Here is a 17,804-nt window from a genome sequence, read left to right on the forward strand (position 1 = left end):
TGACGCCGTGAGCATCGTTCTCGATCTCGGAGGACTCGGCCCCGCGGACGTGGTGGCCGGGCCCTCCGCGCTGTCGGAGCTGATGGCGAGCCTGCACGTGCTCGCCGAACCCGAGCACCACCCGGAGGCCACCGGCTGGACGGCCCGCGTCGCCGCGGCGGGAGACGATCTCCACGACGAGTTGTCGGTGTTCGCTCCGCTGTGGGCCCGCTTCCGCTGCCGCTTGTTCTTTCCCCGTACGGTGCCGCTCGCGGCGAGCCTGGACGAGGAGCTCGCGGCCATCGCGGCGCTGCCCGTCGAGGACTTCGTCGACCTGGTGGCGCCCGGGATTCTCGGCTCCGCCGGACCGCGCGTGCCGTCGGCCGGCGAGCTGCGGGCCGGCACCGCCGCCGCCGAGGACTACGCACGCCGTTGTCTGCGCCGCTCCTATGCCCGCGGTGAGCTGGCGCGCCAGCTGGTGGCCGCACCGCTTCAGCTGCGGGACCGGCTGCTGGCGGTACTGCGGGCCACCGACACCGCGTTCTTCGCAGACGACTGGCGCGCCCTGCGTCCGCCCCTGGAGGATCACGCCCGGCAGGTACGGCGCCGACTGGCGGCCGGCTCGCCCGCGGACGTGCTCACCGAGCTGCTGCCGACCGCGGCACGGGTCGGGCCGGGGGAACGGGTACGGCTGGACAAGCTGCAGATCGACGAAGTGAGGGTGGCTCCGCGCCCCCTCGTCCTCGTCCCCTCCGCCCGGGTGTGGCCGCATCTGACGGTCAAGAGGGAGCATCCGTCGTGCGTGGTGGTGCAGTACGCGGCGCGCGGGACTTCCCCGGCCGGGGAGCTGACCCTGCGGGATCTGCACGCCCGGCTGATGGCGCTGACCTCTCCCGCCCGGATGGAGTTGTGCCGCCATCTGCTGGGCGAGCCCATCACCACCTCGGAGCTCGCCACCCGGCTCGGCTCCAGCGAGCCGCAGGTCTCCCGAGCCCTGCGGACCTTGCGCGACGCAGGCCTGGTGCACTCCACCCGGGACGGCAAACTGGTGCGGCACCGGCTCGCCACGGACGTCGTGCAGCGGCTGGGCCACGATGTCCTCGCGACCGTGGCACGGTGAAACCGACCACCGGGTTCGGCAGGCGCCGTCCCGGGCGGGCCGGGACGGTGGAGCCGGGCCCGGCGGGCCCCGCCTCGGCGAGCGCCTCCAGTGGCATGGAGCCGTCGTAAGGGCACCGGCGCCAGGCCGGTAGCGGGTGATCCGGTCGGCGCGGCCACGGAGCCTCACCCATGGTGCGGGGCCCGGGGTTCGAGCCGGGTCCAGCCGGTGACGGGGCAATGGGATCACCTCGCAGGCCGTGTCGCGCTCGCCGCCGGGCTCCGGACGTCCCGGGCGGGGGGCTCACGCTGCTCTGCTGTTGTCCAGCCGGAGTGCCTCGCGCAGCCAGTCGTCCGCGGAGCCCGGGGTCGGCTGCGGGCTGCCGCCCGGCGGAGTCAGGACGACGGCGGCGAGTTCCCAGTATCGGTCCAGGCGCGGCTCGGCCGACAGGCGGACCGCGAGCGAACGGCGGAACTCGCGTGTGTCGCGGCTGCGGTAGGCACTCGCGTAAGCCGCGACGTAGGCATCCAGGGCCTCGCCCGGATCGGGGTCGTGTGCCCGGCGCAGGTGGGGGGCCGCGATGTCGAATGCTTCGATGAGGCCCGCGTACAGCAGGGCGGCGCCACGGGCCCCCGCTACTCGGTGCACGACAGGCTGGGGCCGCCGGCCGCCCGGGCAGGGAGCGGTCGTCATCGCGTGCAGCCGGGCGAAGGCGAGTACCTGGGTCGGGTGCGGCTCGTCGGGTGGCTGGGGGACGGCCGCCTCCAGGAAGGCCGCGATCGCCAGGCGCGGCATCCGTGGTGGCAGCCAGGTGCGCCAGAAGCCGGCCAGTGGTGCGGTGCTCGGAGGGGTGTTCAGCGCGCTGAGCAACCTCAGCCGGCCGGCGCGCTGAGCCGGCGGGCAGTCCCTCACCAGTTGGAGTGCCGCTTCCCGCCAGCGCAGGACCTTCAACTCACTGCCGAGCTCGCTCAGCCTGCTGTCGAGGGCGCCCTCCAGGGCACGGCCGGCCGCGTCGTCGTCCTCGAGGACCCGGCGTATCTCGGGCAGGGGCAGGTCGAGGGCGCGCAGGGAGCGGATCAGGCGCAGTCGTTCCAGTGCCAGGGGGCCGTAGCGGCGGTGTCCTCCACTGCTGCGAGCGGCTTCGGGGAGCAGGCCCTGGTCGGAGTAGAAGCGGACGGTCTTCACGGTGGCGCCGGCGCGCTCGGCGAGCTCCCCGATGCTCCACAACAGATCATGTGAGTCGGACAGTTGAACCTCCCTCTGGGGGAGTTCCTACCGTACCGGTGCGCGGCCGGGGCAGGCCCCGTGGCCCGCGAGCGATGGCGTGCGCGACCGGCGTGGCGTCATGTGACGAGTCCGAGGAGGGCTTTGTGCAGGTGTTCATCTTGGTGGCGGGTGCGTTCACCGGGGCCCATGTCTGGCGGGAGACCGCCGCGCGGCTGGTCGCGGCGGGCAGCGCGGTGCACGCGGTCCCGCTGACGGGCGTCGACCCGGCCCGGCCCGGCGAGGCGGCCCACGTCAGTCTGGAAACGCACATCGAAGACGTGATCGCGGCTGTCGACGCGGTGGACGTGACCTCCGGGCGTGAGATCGTGCTCGTCGGTCACGACTACGGGATCCATCCGGTGCTCGGCGCCGCTGACCGGCGGGCAGAGCGCGTCGCACGCGTCGTGTACCTGGACTGCGGGATGCCGCAGAACGGTGTGCCGGCGCTGGCCGCCGTACCGGACCAGGCTCTGCGCGCGCGATTGACCGAACGACTTGAGGCGGGCGAGCGCGAGGGTGTGCTGGCGCCACCGGCCCCGGACGAGTGGGAGCGCTGGGGCAGCACCGACGGCGTCAGCGAGGCGGCCCTGAAGCGGCTGACCGCCCTGGCGGCGCCTCAACCGCTGCGCACCCTGACTCAGCCGCTGCGGCTGGCCGGAGCGGTGGCCGCGATCCCCGTCACCGGCGTGCTGTGCGCCCGGAACGGCGCCACCATCGACCTGGTGCAGATGCGCGTCGACTTCGGCGACCCCGCGCTCGCCGTCCTGACCGAACCTCAGGTCAGCTTCTTCGAGCTGCCCACCGGGCACTGGCCGATGCTGTCCTGCCCTGAAGCGCTGGCAGACGTCCTGCTGCGGGCCGCAGCCGGTGAGGGGCACCGGCTGCGGCCGACCGGCGAGGACGCGCCAGTGCCCGCTCACCTGCGCCCGTTCCCGCTGGACGTGCCCGAGGTGCCTCGCGACCGCAAGGGTCATGTCGATCTCCACGTCCCCGAGGGCGGGAGCCCGCGACCGGCCGTGGTGTTCGTGCACGGCGGACCGGTACCCGCCGGAGCGCGACCGAGCCCGCGGGAATGGCCGACCCTGGTGGGCTATGCCCGCCTGGCCGCCGCCGAGGGCCTGATCGGCGCGACCCTCGACCACCGCCTCCACGACGTGGCGGACTACGAACGCGCCGCCTCGGACATCGCCGCCGGGGTGGAACTGGTGCGGGCCGACGCCCGGGTGGACGCCGACCGGATCGCCCTGTGGTTCTTCTCCGGCAGCGGCCTGCTCACCGCGGACTGGCTGACCCAGCCCCCCGCCTGGCTGCGCTGCCTGGCCGCCTCCTACCCCATCCTGGCCCCCTTGCCCGCCTGGGGGATGACCGGCAGCCGCTTCCACCCCGCCAAGGCGGTCGGACAGGCGGGGCCCCTGCCCGTCGTCCTGCTGCGCGCCGGGCGGGAGGCACCGGAGATCGCCGCGACCGTCGAGGCGTTCGTGACCGCGGCCGACGCATGCGCGGCGCGACTCGAACTCGTCGACGTCCCGAACGGCCACCATGGGTTCGAAACTCTCAGCGCACAAGAGGAGACACGCCCTGCCCTGCACCACGCGATGCGCTCGGTGGTCACCCACCTGACCAGGTGACCCCCAGTCCGACCCGCCATGGGCTTCAGCGCAGCGGCTTGTCCAGGATCGCCTTGCGGTGGCTGAAGGTCTCGAGGGAGTAGCGGCCGTGGTAGCTGCCCATGCCGCTCTCCCCCACACCGCCGAACGGCAGGTCGGAAACGGTGAGATGGGCCAGCGGCAGGCCGTGGCCCAGTCCGCCCGAGGAGGTCTCCGCGGCGAACCGCTCCCGCGTCTGCCCGGACTCGGTGAAGACGTACAGGGCGAGCGGCTTGTCCCGGTCGTTGATGAAGTCGATCGCCTCGTCGAGGCCGGGAACCGTCACGATCGGCAGGATGGGACCGAAGATCTCCTCTTGCATGACGGGCGCGTCGGGGTCGACATCGGCCAGGACGGTGGGCGCGAGGTACTTCGCCGCTCGGTCACTCGTGCCGCCCACGACGGTGCGGCCGGAGTCGAGCAGGCCGGTGAGCCGGTCGAAGTGCCGTTCGTTGATGATCCGCCCGTACTCGCCGGAGGCGGCCGGGTCGCTGCCGTACAGGGCCTTCACGGCGTTCGCGAGCAGCGGCTCCAGAGCCGCCGCGGTCTCCGGGTCGGTCAGGACGTAGTCGGGGGCGACGCAGGTCTGTCCGGCGTTGAGGAACTTGCCGCGGGCCAGCCGGTCCGCGACGACGGCCAGGTCGGTGTCGCGGTCGACGAACGCCGGTGACTTGCCGCCGAGTTCGAGGGTGACCGGAGTGAGGTGCTCGGCGGCGGCACGGAGCACGACACGGCCGACCGTGCCGTTGCCGGTGTAGAAGATGTGGTCGAAACGCTCGGCCAGCAGGGCCGTGGTCTCGGGAATCCCGCCCTCCACCACGGCGACCGCGTCGGTGTCGAGGTACGCCGGCAGCAGCCGGGCCAGGACGGCGGAGGTGGCAGGGGCCAGCTCGCTCGGCTTGGCGACCACCGCGTTGCCGGAGGCCAGGGCACCGACGACGGGGGCGAGCAGGAGCTGGGCCGGGTAGTTCCAGGGCGCGATGACGAGGACGACACCGAGGGGGTCGTACTGCGTCCAGGCCCTCGCGTCGCCGCCGAGGTGGGCCGGGGTCGGGGCGGGCTCGGGGCGCAGCCAGCCGTCGAGGTGGTCGAGGGTGTGGTCGATTTCCCGGACGGTGAAGTCGATCTCGGTGCGGTAGGCCTCGGTGGCGCTCTTGCCCAGGTCGGCGCGGAGGGCGGCGGCCACGTCCGCGCCGTCCTCGGTGAGCATGTCGCGCAGCCGGCGCAGCTGGGCTGTGCGCCACTCGACGGGCTTGGTACGGCCGGTGCGGAACGTGGCGCGCAGACGGGCGACGACGTCGGCGGGCTGCTCAGGGGTGGAGTGACTCACGGGTACCTCACAGGATCACAGTCGGATGTATATACCAACCTTCTGACCGCTCCGCTGGATTCCAGCGTTTCCGCCCCACATTCGTGCCACGCGTCACAGCACGCGGGGGGCATCCCAGGAACTCAAGCGCAGCGCATGTGCGCGAGCCTCGCTGATCATCATGCTCAGGCGGCTCAAGGCCCGCTATCCGCCGGGTTGCCTTGCCGAACACGGTCTTCGGCCAGAGAGGCCCCCCAGGCACAAGCCACCGTTCCCCTGACCGGCACGGGGATGCTGAGCACCGCGCCGGAGGCCGCGGTCGGATTCCTCACGCCGTACCGGGCCGTCGTGACCAGGAGGCGGTTGCCCCTGGGGGGCAGGCACACCGACGTGGGGTGCGGGGCGGGCACGGTCATGGTATGGAGCAGGCGGCCGTCGGGATGGTACCGGCGGATCGCGCCGGCGCCCCACATCGCGACCCACAGGCAGTTCTCCTCGTCGACGGTCATGCCGTCGGGGCTGCCTTCGGCATCGCGCAGCCGGGCGAAGGCCTTCGGGGCGGACAGTCCGCCAAAGACGGGGTCGACGTGGCAGCGGAGGATGGTGCCGGCGGCCGTGTCGGCCAGGTACATGGTCGTGCCGTCGGCGGTGAACGCCGGGCCGTTGGGGATGGTCAGGCCGTCGAGGGCACGTACGACCGTGCCGTCGGGGTCCGTGCGGTAGAGCGAGCCCGCGCCAGGGGTGCCGTCGTAGGCCATGCTCCCGGCCCAGAAGCGGCCGGCGGGGTCGGCGACGCCGTCGTTCATCCTGCTGGGGACCGGGGTCCGGTCCTCGGGCCGGTCCAGCCATTCCAGGGCGCCCTCGGCGGTGAGCAACGCGATGCCAGTGCCCACGGCGGCGATCCACGCCCCCGGTCTGTCGTGCACCGGCGCGACGACACCCAACGGTACGTCGAGAAGGGCCAGTTGGCGGGGGGCCGGCGCCGCGTCGGCGTGCAGCTCGAAGAGCCGGCCGCTGAGGATGTCGACGTACACGTACCGGCCGTCGACCCAGCGCCCGCCCTCGGCGAGTTCGTACCCTCCGTCCACCACGACCGTGACGGATGCTGTCGGGTGTGCCATGAGTCTTCTCTTTCGGTCAGCGGACGGTCGTGCCGTCGGGTTCGTCGAAGAGGCCCAGTTCGTCGCGCGTGGGGAGCCCTTCCCAGTCGCCCCGGGTGGCGACCGCGAAGGCCGCGGTGGTGACGGCCCGGTGCAGGCGGGCCGGAACGTCCGCGCCGTCGAGGAGTCCGGACAGGTACCCGGCCACGAAGGCGTCGCCGGCGCCGACCAGGTCGACGGCGTCGACCTGCCGGGCGGCGCGGTCGGCTGTTCCGTCGGCGGAGACGACCGTCGCACCGTGTGCGCCCCGTTTGACGATCACCTCTCGGACGCCCGCGTCCAACAGGCTCTGCACGGCCTCCGGCTCACCCGCCGCCGGCTGTCGCAGCACCAGCGGCAGCTCGTCCTCGGAGGCGACGAGCAGGTCGGTGTGGGCAAGCAGCGGCCGGAGGGCGGCGCGGGCGCGATCGGTTGTCCACAGCCTGGAGCGGTAGTTGACGTCCAGGCATACGGTGATGCCCGCGTCGCGGGCGGTCGTGGCGGCGGCCAGGACGGTCTCGGCGGCCGACGCGCTGAGCGCCGGTGTGATGCCGGTGAGGTGCAGGACGCGGGTTCCGGAAGCCAGTGCGGGCAGTACGCCGGCGGGTGTGAGGGCCGACCCCGCCGAACCTGTGCGGTAGTAGCTGACGCGGGTCAGCGTGCCCAGGCGGGGTTCCGTCAGCAGCAGCCCGGTCGGCCGTCCCGCGTCGTCGGTGGCCGCGTGGCTGATGTCGATCCCCTCGGCGCGCAGGGTGCGCAGTACCAGGGCACCGAGTTCGTCCGCGCCGACCCGGCCCGCCCAGCGCACCCGGTGCCCGAGCCGGGCGAGGCCGACGGCGACGTTGGACTCGGCTCCCGCCACGGAGAGGCCGAGACTGCCGCCCATCCGCAGGGCGCTGTTGGCGCGCAGCGCCGCCATGGTCTCGCCGAAGGTGACGACCTCGGGTGGAGCCGCTGTCGTCACGACGTCTCCCCTGCGGCCACCCTGCGGAACTCGGCTGCCCGGACGCGCAGTTGGTTCAGATCGCCGCCGTCGGCCGCATCCCCGACGAGCGGCGAGCCGACACCGACGGCGAGGGCGCCCCGGGCCAGGTAGTCACGGGCGGCCTGTGCGTCCACTCCCCCGACGGGCACGAAGGGCACCTCGGGGAACGGGTCGCGCAGGGCCCGCAGATAGCCGGGGCCGCCGAGCGAACCGGGGAAGAGCTTGATCGCGTCGGCGCCGCGGGCGAGGGCGGCTTCGATCTCGCTCGGAGTCAGGGCGCCCATCAGTACGGGCACGCCGCACGGCGCCGGCCCGTCCACCAGTGCCGGGGTGACGAGGTACGACGCTCCGGCGTCGACGGCGCGGGCCGCGTCCGCCGCGGAGCGCACCGTGCCGGCGCCGAGGAGGGCGTCGGGGCCGAGCGCGGCGCGGGCCTGCCTGATCACGGCGAGGGCGTCCGCGGTGGTCAGCGATATCTCGACGGCCGCGATGCCCTCTTCCACGAGGGCGTGCACGGTGCGCAGGGCGGCGACGGGGTCCTTGCCCCGCACGATCGCCAGCAGGCGTTGGCGTCGGAGGGATTCCACCAGGTGCATGAAAGCGGGCTCTCCTTGCGGGTTCGGTTCGAGAGGGGCGGCCGCGCCGCGGTCACCATTCGGTGAACGCTCCGTCGGTGCCGCGCCACACGGGGTTGCGCCAGCGGTGTCCGGCCTCGGCAGCCCTGCGTACCGCCTTCTCGTCGATGTCGACGCCGAGTCCGGGCCGGGTGCTCGCGACCGCGTATCCGTCCTGGAAACGGAAGGGTTCGGGGTCCATCACGTACTCCAGCAGGTCGCACTCCTGGTTGTAGTGGATGCCCATGCTCTGTTCCTGGATGAGGAAATTCGGTACGGAGAAGGCGATCTGGAGGCTTGCGGCCAGGGCGATCGGGCCGAGGGGGCAGTGCGGGGCCAGGGTGACGTCGTACGTCTCGGCCATGGCGGCGATCCGGCGGACCTCGGAGATGCCGCCGGCGTGCGAGAGGTCGGGCTGGGCGACGGCGATGCCACTGGTCATGACCTCGCGGAAGTCCCAGCGCGAGTAGAGGCGTTCGCCGGTGGCGAGCGGAATGCTCGTGGACTCCGCCAGCGCGCGCAGGTGATCCGAGTGCTCCGGCCGGACGGGCTCCTCGACGAACAGGGGGTGCAGCGGCTCCAGCAGGGGCAGCAGCCGGCGTGACATGGCGGTGGAGGCCCGGCCGTGGAAGTCGACCGCGATGTCCCTTTCGTCGCCCAGTACTTCGCGGACGGCCGCGACACGGTCGACGACCTCGGCGGTGCGTGCCGGGGTGTCGATCGGGGCGAGTTCGGCCGAGCCGTTCATCTTGACGGCGGTGAAGCCCGCCTTCATCTGTTCCTCGGCGAGTTCGGCGACCTCGCCGGGACGGTCGCCGCCGATCCAGGCGTACATCCGGACGCGGTCGCGGACGGGGCCGCCGAGGAGGCGGTGCACGGGGACGCCGTAGGTCTTGCCGGCGATGTCCCACAGGGCCTGGTCGATGCCGGCGACGGCGCTGGAGAGGATGGGGCCGCCCCGGTAGAAGCCGCCCTTGGTGAGCACCTGCCAGTGGTCCTCGATGCGCAGCGGGTCCCGGCCGACGAGGTAGTCGGCCAGTTCGTGCACGGCGGCGCGTACGGTCTCGGCGCGGCCCTCGATCACGGGCTCGCCCCAGCCGGTGACACCCTCGTCGGTGGCGATGCGCAGGAACAGCCAGCGCGGAGCCACCAGGAACGTCTCAAGTCCGGTTATCTTCAAGGAGTTTCCTCGCGGAGCGGGTCGGTCGCGGTGTCGTCGTGGTCTTCCCGGGCCTGTACGGCGGCCAGGTCGTGGGACGCCTGGGCGAGCAGGGACTCGACGGCCGTCACCGCGGCGTCCGGATCGCCCGCCTCGACCGCGTCGAGCAGTTCCTGGTGCACGGGCAAGGAGTCGGAGAAGTGCAGGGCGCCGTGCACGATGCGGTCACGCACGCGCAGACCGGCCTCGATGACGACTTCCATCCGGCTGAGCAGTTCGTTGTGCGCGGCGTCCAGCAGGGCGCGGTGGAAGGCCAGGTCGGCCTCGACCATCGCCTCCGCGTCCGTCCCGGCCGCCGCCATCGCGTCGAGTGCCTGCCGCAGGGCGTCCAGGTCGGCGGGGGTGCGGCGGGCCGCGGCGAGCCTGGCTCCGGCGGGTTCGACGATCGCGCGGACCTCGGCGAGGTCGTCCAGGAACCCGTCGGAGGGAGCGCTGCTGCCCTGCCAGCGCAGCAGGTCGCTGTCGAGGAGGTTCCAGTCGGCGCGGGGCCGGATGGTCGTGCCGCGTTTCTGCTTCGACTCCAGCAGGCCCTTGGCCGCCAGTACGCGCAGCGCCTCGCGCACGACGGTCTTGCTGACGCCGAGTTCGGTCTCGAACTTGACCGGGTCGACGACGGAGCCCGGGGGGTAGTCGCCGCGGATGATGCGCCGCCCCAGCTCCTCCATCGCCTGACCGTGCAGCCCCTTGGGGGGATGGGTCACCACGTTCTCCGTTTCCGTATCGGTCCTTGCGCCTGGCCCACCGCACGGTGGGCGACGCTCACGAGGACTCCTTCATGACGCTCCATCCTCCATCGACCACCAGGCTGGCGCCGGTCACATAGGAGGCGTCCGCCGATGCCAGGAAGGCGACGGCCGCTGCCACCTCCTCCGGCTGCCCGAACCGCCTGGCCGCCGTGGCCGCCACACTGCGCGCCCGGTCGGACTCCGGGATCCCGTCCCAGGCGGCGGTCAGGATGGGACCGGGCAGCACGGTGTTGACCCGGATGCCGGGACCGTACTCGACGGCCAACTGCCGCCCCAGCGAGCACAGCGCGCCCTTCGCGGCGGCGTAGGCGGCGTGGCCCGGCAGGCCGATGACCGCGTGCACCGACGAGGTCAGGACGACGGAGCCCTTCGCCTCGCGCAGCGGGGCCGCGAACGTCTTCATCGCGCGCCAGGCGGGCTTGAGCAGCACCGCCATCTGACCGTCCCACTCGGCCTCGCTCAGTTCGTGGGCGGGCTTGTCGAGCTTGGCGAAGGCGTTGCTGTGCAGCACGTCCAGCCGGCCGTGGTGCTCGTCCACGTGGCGGGCCAGGTGCTCCCAGTCGGCGGCCGAGGTCACGTCGCAGTGAACGTACTCCGCGCGTCCGCCGCTGTCGGCGACGTCCGCCGCGACGGCCTTGCCGGCCGAGTCGTCCACGTCCGTGACCACGACAACCGCCCCTTCGGCCGCGAGCCGGTGGGCCGTGGCCGCGCCGATACCGTGCGCCGCCCCGGTGATCACCGCCACGCGCCCCGTCATCCTGCGGCATTCCGTCATCACGTGCGTCTCCCCTCGCTCCTGCCTGCGCACCCACCATAGCTGTTTCAATTAATTATGAATATATCTTGACGACGCGGTGATGCCGCTCCGAGACTGACCGGCACGCAACAGGCACCTTCAGGACGAAGGAAGGACCTCCCTCCATGAGCCGCACCACACCCCGCCGCAGAAGCCGGGGCGCGCTAGCAACGACCCTTGTCGCCATCTCCCTGCTCGTCTCCGCCTGCGGGGGTTCGGCCGATTCGCAGGACAAGGCACAGGCATCCGCCAAGCCCGGCGAGAAGGTCGACCTGCGCTTCTGGTCGTGGGTTCCCGGTGTCGACAAGGCCGTCGACAAGTGGAACGCCACTCACCCGGACATCCGCGTCAAGCTGGAGAAGATCCCGGCGGGCAGCAGCGGCGGCTATGCGAAGATGCGCGCCGCCCTCAAGAGCGGCAACGCGCCCGACCTGGCCCAGGTGGAGTACCAGGAGATCCCCTCGTTCCTGCTGGAGAACGGCCTGGTGAACCTGTCCGACTACGGCGCGGACAAGGACCGGTCGAAGTTCGTGGACTGGCAGTGGCAGCAGGGAGTCTTCGGCTCGGCCGTCTACGCGATCCCCCAGGCGTCCGGTCCGATGGGCCTGTTCTACCGCTCCGACCTGTTCAAGAAGTGGGGCATCAAGCCGCCCACCACCTGGGACGAGTACGCCCAGGCCGCGCAGAAGATCCGCGACGCCGACCCGAAGGCCTCCATCGGCACCTTCCCCCCGGGCAACTCGGCCTGGTTCACCGCGCTCGCATGGCAGGCCGGCGCCAAGTGGTTCGGCGTCGACGGCGACACCTGGTCGGTCGACATCGCCTCCCCGCAGACCCTCAAGGTCGCCGCCTACTGGGACGACCTGCGCACCAGGAAATTGATCAAGACCGAACCCGACTTCGCCAACGGCTGGTACAAGGACCTGCAGTCCGGCGCCATCACCTCATGGGTCAGTGCTCAGTGGGGCGACGCCATCATCAGCGGAAACGCTCCCAAGACCGCCGGAAAATGGGCGGTGGCGCCCATGCCGCAATGGACGAAGGGCGCGAACGTCTCCGCGAACTGGGGCGGCTCCTCCACGGCTGTCCTCAAGGGCGCCAAGCACATCCCCGAGGCCCTGAAGTTCGCCGAATGGCTCAACACCGACCCCGCGAGCGTCGACCTGCTGCTGCAGGGCGGATACGGCTGGCCGGCAGGGGCCGACGCGTACCAGGGCTCCTCGCTGGACAAGCCGTCGAAGTTCTTCGGAGGCCAGAAGTACAACGAGGTCTTCGCACAGGCGGACAAGAACATCGACACCTCGTGGAAGTGGATACCGACGATCGACGCCACCTACCAGCACCTCAACGACGGCTTCCAGGCCGCCGTGGCGGGCAAGGGCTCGTTCGTCTCCGCGGTCAAGCAGGCACAGAAGCAGACCGTCGAAGACCTGAAGAGGAAGGGTCTGAAGGTTTCCACCGGCCAGTGACCGCCTCCGGAGGGCGCGACGCTGCCGCCGCCGCTCACCCCTCCGGACTCCAGAAAGCACCCTGATGCCCACCCGCACCCGAGCGCCCCGCCGCCGCGGAAATCTGGCGCCCATCGCCTTCGTCGCGCCTTTCCTCCTGCTGTTCCTGCTGACCTTCGCCGCCCCCATCGCTTACGCCGTCTACCAGAGCGTCATGGATGTCGAACGCACCGGGCCACTGGGGCTCGGCAGCAGCCGTACCGTCTTCGTAGCGCTGAGCAACTACTCCGAGGCGTTGTCCGACCACGCCTTTCTGCGCAGCATCGGTCGCGTGCTGCTGTTCGCGGCCGTCCAGGTGCCGGTGATGGTCGCGCTGGCCGCCGGGCTCGCGCTGCTGCTGGACACCGCCTCGGCCAGAGGCGTGCGGTTCTTCCGCGCCGCCTACTTCCTGCCCTACGGCGTTCCGGGGGTCATCGCGTCCATCCTGTGGGGCTTCCTGTACGTTCCTGGAGTCAGCCCGCTCGTGGACGGCATGCGTCACCTGGGAGTGTCGGTGGACCTCCTGGGCGGAGACACGGTCCTGTGGTCCATCGCGAACATCGTCACCTGGGAGTTCGCCGGCTACAACGTCCTGGTTCTCGTCGCCCAGTTGCGTACGATCCCCACGGAGTTGTACGAGGCCGCCCGCATCGACGGCGCCAGTGCGTGGATGACGGTCCGGCACGTCAAGCTGCCGCTGCTGCGCCCGGCGCTGGTCCTCACCACGGTCTTCACCATCATCGGCACGCTGCAACTGTTCGCGGAGCCGCTCGTGCTCAAGCCCGTCTCGTCGAGCATCGACAGCGCCTACACGCCCAACCTCAGCGCCTACAACGAGGCGTTCACCAACGACAACTACCACCTCGCCGCCGCCGAGGCGGTCCTGCTCGCCCTCGCCGCGTTCGTGCTCTCCTTCGGGTTCCTGCGGCTGGTCAACAAGAGAGGTGGGGACGCGTGAGTCTCCGGACAGCGGCCCGCACAGCCCCGCCAAGGGGTGAGAACCCGGCCTCCGGCGACGGCACGTCACCGCGCGGCGGCATCACCGGGGTCACCACGCGCAGCCGCATCCTCGTCACCGGCCTGCTCGTGGCAGCCGCCGGGTACTTCCTGCTCCCGGTGTACTGGCTGGTCGTGGCGTCCACCAAGTCCACCGGCGACCTGTTCGGCACCTTCGGGCTGTGGTTCTCCCAACCGCAGTTCCTGAGCAACCTGCACCAGGTGCTCACCTACGACGATGCGATCTACCTGCGCTGGGCCGCCAACAGCCTGCTGTACGCGGGGGTCGGCGCGGGCGTGGCGACGCTGCTGGCCGCGATGTCCGGCTACGCGCTGGCGAAGTTCTCCTTCGCCGGCCGCGACACGATCTTCAACATCGTGCTGGGCGGCGTCCTGATCCCTGGCACGGCGCTGGCGCTGCCGATGTACCTGCTGTTCAGCGAGGCGGGCCTGGCCAACACCTACTGGGCCGTCCTGCTGCCGAGCTTCGTCAGTCCCTTCGGCGTGTACCTGTGCCGGATCTACGCCGCGGCGTCCATACCGGACGAGTTGCTGGAGGCGGCCCGCATAGACGGCGCGGGAGAGATCCGCATCTTCACGGTCGTCGCTCTGCGCATCATGACCCCCGCCCTGGTGACGATCTTCCTTTTCCAGTTCGTCGGCATCTGGAACAACTACTTCCTGCCGCTGGTCATGCTGTCCGACTCCAAGCTCTACCCCATCACCCTCGGTCTGACGTCATGGCAGTCCTTCGCCGACCGCCAACCGCAGCTCTACCAACTGACCGTGGGAGGCGCCTTTGTCTCCGTCGTCCCTCTGATGATCGCCATGGTCGCCCTGCAGCGCTTCTGGCGCAGCGGTCTGACCGAGGGCAGCGTCAAGGCCTGACGGCTGAGGGCTCGACGACTGAGGGCGCGACGGCAGAAGGGAGAGGGGACGGCCCCCTCTCCCTTCTGCCGTTCCACGTCAGGTCATCTGCCCCGGGGATTCACCGCCTTGCGGAACACGTCGTGGACGAGTTTGGGCCGTTCCTCGGCGAAGGTGATCAGGCCCATCACGGAGATGCCGTTGTAGTCCTGGTTGTACCCCGCCCGTTGCTTGTAGTCCTTGAGCACCCAGTAGGTGAAGCCGGCGACGAAGTCGCTGCGCGCCGTCACCTGCGCCCAGTGCGCGGTGAAGCTCGCCGCCTGCCACTCCTCCGTGCCCTGTGTGGTGGCGGAGCCGTGGGTGCCGGCCACGGACCAGGTGCCGTTCTCGGTGATGAGGATGGGCTTGTCGGGATACTTCGCGTGCACCGCGTCCAGCGTGGGACCGAGGTCGGCGTCCTTGCCGTAGAAGTAGCCGAAGTACTCGTTGAACCCGATCACGTCGGCGAGGTCGAACGCGGGGTCGTTGCTCGTGTTGGATGCCCAGGTCACGGGGCGGGCGGTGAGGTCGACCGCCTTTATGGCCGCCTTGAGGTCGGCGAGCCAGGCCCGGTAGACGGGAGCGCCGTCGGCGTCGATCTCCGACTCGTTCTGCAGACCCCACAGGATCACCGAGGGGTGGTTGTGCTGGTTCCACGCCATGGTCAGAGCCAGGGCGCGGGCGAGGCCGTAGCGCTCGGTCTGGAGCCTCTCCTGGGCGGTGTTGAGCCACATGGTGTCGATGTCGTCCATCACCAGCACGCCGTGCTCGTCCGCCCAGTCGTAGACGTACGGGTGCCGGTTGTAGACGCAGTTGCGGATGAAGTTGGCGCCCACCGCCGTGATGTGTCCCAGCTCCCGGTCGTACTCGGCCGGCGTCATCGCCCTGCCGTGGGCGGCCGTCTCCTCGTGCCAGTTGAGGCCCTTGAGGAACAGCGGCTTGCCGTTCAGGCGCAACTGGGCGTCCGCGACGCTCAGTTCGCGTACGCCGTACACGCAGGACAGTGTGTCCACTCGTGGCCCCGGGGTTCTGCCGGCGTTCAGGGTGGCGCGGGCGGTGAGCGTGTGCGGCGAGGCCGGGCTCCAGCGCGGGGCGTGGGGTATCGGGACCGAGACGCGCACGACGCCGGCCGACCGGGCCGCGATCCGGGCCGCGACCACGACGGGCCGGCCGCCGCTCCCCCGGCCGGGATCCAGGGTGAGCCGGCCGTCGAAGCCGGTGGCGCCGTGGTTCTCGACGACCGCGTGTGCCTCCAGGCGCCCGCGCGCGGCGGACACGAGCAGTTTGGCGATGGTGACCTTCGGGACCGCCTCGATCCAGACGGACCGGGTCAGTCCCGCGTAGGGCCAGTAGTCGACGGGCTTGTACGGCAGCTCGTGGTCGTCGGTGACCGGTTGCGGCGTCGCGGCCGTGTAGTCGGTGTAGCTCGCCCGGCGGAAGACCCGCACGGCGATCGTCTGGCGGGTCCCCGGCCGAAGCGCCCCCGCCACAGGGAGCGCGAAGGGCGAGTTGGCGCCCTCGTGCTTGCCCAGGTGCTTGCCGTCGAGCCACACCTCGGCGCTGTATCCGGCGGCCAGGAAGGCGATGCGTACGTGCCGGGCACGCCAGGACGCGGGCACGTCGATGGTGGTGCGGTACCAGGCGTAGCCGTCGGCGAACGCCGTGCCCTGGCCGAAGGGGGCGGTCTCCGAGCCGAAGTCGGGAGTGTTCAGCAGGTCCCAGGCCGCCGGGACGCCGATGCGGCCCCAGGTCCGGTCGTCGTGGCGCGGGGAGTGCCAGCCTTCGCCGAGTCCCTGGCCGGTGGGGTCGAACCGGAAACGCCAGCGTCTGTCCAGAGACAGGTAGTCGCGCGTGGGCTCGCGGGTGCGCCAGCCATCGAAGGCCGGGAGCACCGTGCCGTACTGGAAGACGACGCCGGTGCCGCCGACCTCGCGCACGTGGGTGCCGGAGGGCTCGGTGGCCGGGTGGGTGTCGAGGACGGGGCCGTCGGCGGCGGACCTGCCGTCGGCGGCGCGCGCCGTCTCCGGCCAGGCGGGGAGCGCGACAGCGGCGGCTGCCACGCCGAGTGCCGTGACGACAGTGCGCCGGGACGGAAGGAGGGATTCGGTCATGACTGGCGGCTCCTTGATGCACGTACGTATTCGTCCGCCCCACAGCCTGGACAACCGGGTGTTCCTCGTCAAGGATTATTCATAAATAATGAATTGAGTGGGCGTGGTGCCGCCACGCCGACGGCTTCCCACTTCACAGGAACGACGGGTGACCTCATGACCACCGCACCGCAGCCAGCCACCACGGGCCGACTCGCCATCACCCTGTGGGACTTCAGCTGGTACACACAGGCAGGACCCGGCGAGCCGTTCGCCGACCTGGACCAGGCCTTCGCCGAGGCGGTGGACCGGGGCTTCAACACCGTGCGTGTCTGCGCCATGCCCTTCCTGCTGTTCTCCGGACGCGTCCCCGATCCGGAGTCGATCGAGGTCCGTGGCCTGGGCGAGGAGTTCGGACAGCGCACCCGCTGGTACGACGTGCGCGGCGGCTATCCGCTGGACGGCCGCCGCCGGCTCGTCGAACTGTTCGAGGCCGCCGCCCGCCACGACTGCCAGGTGATCGTCTCCTCCTGGGAGTACCAGCAGTCCCCCAGCTTCGCCGACACCGACTCCTGGCACCGCGCCCTGGCCGAGGTCCCCGGCCCGGACCGCGCCGAGGCGGTGGCCGAAGCGCTCGCCGAGCTCCTCGACTTCCTCACCGAGCGCGGACTGGCCGATCAGGTCGCCTACGTCGAGGTGCACAACGAGGTCGACAACTGCTCCCTCGTACCGCGCGACGGCGTCACCCACTACGCCTACCTGCGCGGCCCTCTCGACCGTGCCGTGAAGCTGCTGCGGGCCCGGCACCCCGGCACCCCCGTCACCTACTCGCTGGGCGAGCCCTGGCCGAGCGAGATCGACGACCTGCCGGAGGGGGCGCAGATCGCGCACTTCCACTTCTACGTCTACGGCGTGCTCGGCGCGCTGTACGAGGCGGTCGGACTCGGCCACGGCACCGAGGCGGCACCCGAGACGACCACCTGGCCCACCCCCGAACTGGCCGCCATGCTGCGCCCCGACGCACCCGCCTTCGCCGACTACCACCCGGACGAGCCCTGGCGACTGGCCGCCACCGGAATCCCGCGCGAACTGTTCTACACACTCGACTGGGTCGACCCCGACCGCTGGGACCTGTGGCTCTACGAGAACTATCCGGCACACCGGCAGGCCATGCGGGAGACGCTGGCCGGATGGGTCGACTCCGTCGCCGAGTTCGCCCGCCTGCGGAACATTCCCGCCGTGCTCGGTGAAGGCGTCGTGGGATACACCCCGCTGCTGACGCGCTTCGAGGAGGACGCCGTCGGCAAGGACATCGCGGAGTTCGTCGTCGACCGCTGCCTCGCCGCGGGCTTCCGGGGCGTCGTCCTGACCTCGAACGCGGCCCCGCATCACCCCATGTGGCACACCGACCGCGACTGGATGCGGCGGGTCAACGCCCGAGTCACCACGAGCTGAACGCGATGAGGCCCTCGGTCACGGACAAGGGCCTCGATCTCCCCTGCTGACCCGCACGGAGAAGCGCCTCGG

General features: G+C 71.3%; 15 protein-coding genes. 6 read left to right on the forward strand and 9 right to left on the reverse strand.

Annotated elements, in window-relative coordinates:
- Positions 1–7 precede the first annotated feature (7 nt).
- Positions 8–1,099, forward strand: coding sequence for a DUF5937 family protein (locus ACFZBT_RS26435; RefSeq protein ID WP_391108019.1), 1,092 nt, complete (start codon positions 8–10; stop codon positions 1,097–1,099).
- 282 nt (positions 1,100–1,381) lie between these two features.
- Here ACFZBT_RS26435 and ACFZBT_RS26440 read toward each other — a convergent pair whose 3' ends face one another.
- Positions 1,382–2,326 carry a MerR family transcriptional regulator gene (locus ACFZBT_RS26440; RefSeq protein ID WP_391108302.1) on the reverse strand — a complete coding sequence of 315 codons (945 nt, stop codon included), beginning with the start codon at positions 2,324–2,326 and terminating at the stop codon, positions 1,382–1,384.
- 122 nt (positions 2,327–2,448) lie between these two features.
- Between ACFZBT_RS26440 and ACFZBT_RS26445 the strand changes: the two genes are divergently transcribed.
- Complete coding sequence (locus ACFZBT_RS26445) at positions 2,449–3,972, forward strand: alpha/beta hydrolase (protein ID WP_391108021.1); 1,524 nt, start codon at positions 2,449–2,451, stop codon at positions 3,970–3,972.
- A gap of 25 nt (positions 3,973–3,997) precedes the next feature.
- Here ACFZBT_RS26445 and ACFZBT_RS26450 read toward each other — a convergent pair whose 3' ends face one another.
- The 7 genes from ACFZBT_RS26450 to ACFZBT_RS26480 form a co-directional block, all read right to left on the reverse strand.
- Positions 3,998–5,320 (reverse strand): aldehyde dehydrogenase family protein, encoded by a 1,323-nt coding sequence (locus ACFZBT_RS26450; protein WP_391108024.1) that lies wholly within the window; start codon positions 5,318–5,320, stop codon positions 3,998–4,000.
- A gap of 173 nt (positions 5,321–5,493) precedes the next feature.
- Positions 5,494–6,420 (reverse strand): SMP-30/gluconolactonase/LRE family protein, encoded by a 927-nt coding sequence (locus tag ACFZBT_RS26455; protein WP_391108027.1) that lies wholly within the window; start codon positions 6,418–6,420, stop codon positions 5,494–5,496.
- Positions 6,421–6,436: 16 nt separating this feature from the next.
- Positions 6,437–7,357 (reverse strand): PfkB family carbohydrate kinase, encoded by a 921-nt coding sequence (locus ACFZBT_RS26460; RefSeq protein ID WP_391108305.1) that lies wholly within the window; start codon positions 7,355–7,357, stop codon positions 6,437–6,439.
- Between the two features lie 41 nt (positions 7,358–7,398).
- A complete protein-coding gene (locus tag ACFZBT_RS26465; protein WP_391108029.1) occupies positions 7,399–8,019 on the reverse strand; it encodes a bifunctional 4-hydroxy-2-oxoglutarate aldolase/2-dehydro-3-deoxy-phosphogluconate aldolase in 621 nt (206 codons plus the stop codon).
- 52 nt (positions 8,020–8,071) lie between these two features.
- Positions 8,072–9,217 (reverse strand): galactonate dehydratase, encoded by a 1,146-nt coding sequence (gene dgoD, locus ACFZBT_RS26470; RefSeq protein ID WP_391108032.1) that lies wholly within the window; start codon positions 9,215–9,217, stop codon positions 8,072–8,074.
- On the reverse strand, positions 9,214–9,960 hold the full coding sequence (locus ACFZBT_RS26475; protein ID WP_391108035.1) for an FCD domain-containing protein: 747 nt from the start codon (positions 9,958–9,960) through the stop codon (positions 9,214–9,216). The genes dgoD and ACFZBT_RS26475 overlap by 4 nt, the downstream gene beginning before the upstream one ends.
- Positions 9,961–10,015: 55 nt before the next feature.
- On the reverse strand, positions 10,016–10,759 hold the full coding sequence (locus tag ACFZBT_RS26480; RefSeq protein ID WP_391108038.1) for an SDR family oxidoreductase: 744 nt from the start codon (positions 10,757–10,759) through the stop codon (positions 10,016–10,018).
- Between the two features lie 164 nt (positions 10,760–10,923).
- Between ACFZBT_RS26480 and ACFZBT_RS26485 the strand changes: the two genes are divergently transcribed.
- From ACFZBT_RS26485 to ACFZBT_RS26495, 3 genes are all read left to right on the forward strand, one after another.
- Entirely contained in the window at positions 10,924–12,267 is a 1,344-nt protein-coding gene (locus tag ACFZBT_RS26485) for an extracellular solute-binding protein (protein WP_391108041.1), read from the forward strand.
- A gap of 64 nt (positions 12,268–12,331) precedes the next feature.
- Positions 12,332–13,243 carry an ABC transporter permease subunit gene (locus tag ACFZBT_RS26490; RefSeq protein ID WP_391108044.1) on the forward strand — a complete coding sequence of 304 codons (912 nt, stop codon included), beginning with the start codon at positions 12,332–12,334 and terminating at the stop codon, positions 13,241–13,243.
- Positions 13,240–14,169, forward strand: coding sequence for an ABC transporter permease subunit (locus tag ACFZBT_RS26495; RefSeq protein WP_391108047.1), 930 nt, complete (start codon positions 13,240–13,242; stop codon positions 14,167–14,169). The genes ACFZBT_RS26490 and ACFZBT_RS26495 overlap by 4 nt, the downstream gene beginning before the upstream one ends.
- An 83-nt stretch (positions 14,170–14,252) precedes the next feature.
- On the opposite strand, the gene ACFZBT_RS26500 is transcribed toward ACFZBT_RS26495, so the two are convergent.
- Positions 14,253–16,298 (reverse strand): glycoside hydrolase family 2 TIM barrel-domain containing protein, encoded by a 2,046-nt coding sequence (locus ACFZBT_RS26500; RefSeq protein WP_391108050.1) that lies wholly within the window; start codon positions 16,296–16,298, stop codon positions 14,253–14,255.
- Between the two features lie 156 nt (positions 16,299–16,454).
- On the opposite strand from ACFZBT_RS26500, the gene ACFZBT_RS26505 reads away from it, so the two are divergent.
- Positions 16,455–17,732 (forward strand): cellulase-like family protein, encoded by a 1,278-nt coding sequence (locus ACFZBT_RS26505; RefSeq protein WP_391108053.1) that lies wholly within the window; start codon positions 16,455–16,457, stop codon positions 17,730–17,732.
- Positions 17,733–17,804 lie beyond the last annotated feature (72 nt).

This window comes from Streptomyces sp. NPDC008137 (genome assembly GCF_042957035.1).
Taxonomy (GTDB): domain Bacteria; phylum Actinomycetota; class Actinomycetes; order Streptomycetales; family Streptomycetaceae; genus Streptomyces.

Excerpts from the sequence above, each read along its gene's own strand:
- ACFZBT_RS26455 (WP_391108027.1), bottom strand. The coding sequence starts at position 6,420 with ATGGCACACCCGACAGCATCCGTCACGGTCGTGGTGGACGGAGGGTAC.
- ACFZBT_RS26460 (WP_391108305.1), bottom strand. The coding sequence starts at position 7,357 with ATGGCGGCGCTGCGCGCCAACAGCGCCCTGCGGATGGGCGGCAGTCTC.
- ACFZBT_RS26465 (WP_391108029.1), bottom strand. The coding sequence starts at position 8,019 with ATGCACCTGGTGGAATCCCTCCGACGCCAACGCCTGCTGGCGATCGTG.
- ACFZBT_RS26480 (WP_391108038.1), bottom strand. The coding sequence starts at position 10,759 with ATGACGGGGCGCGTGGCGGTGATCACCGGGGCGGCGCACGGTATCGGC.
- ACFZBT_RS26485 (WP_391108041.1), top strand. The coding sequence starts at position 10,924 with ATGAGCCGCACCACACCCCGCCGCAGAAGCCGGGGCGCGCTAGCAACG.
- ACFZBT_RS26490 (WP_391108044.1), top strand. The coding sequence starts at position 12,332 with ATGCCCACCCGCACCCGAGCGCCCCGCCGCCGCGGAAATCTGGCGCCC.
- ACFZBT_RS26500 (WP_391108050.1), bottom strand. The coding sequence starts at position 16,298 with ATGACCGAATCCCTCCTTCCGTCCCGGCGCACTGTCGTCACGGCACTC.
- ACFZBT_RS26505 (WP_391108053.1), top strand. The coding sequence starts at position 16,455 with ATGACCACCGCACCGCAGCCAGCCACCACGGGCCGACTCGCCATCACC.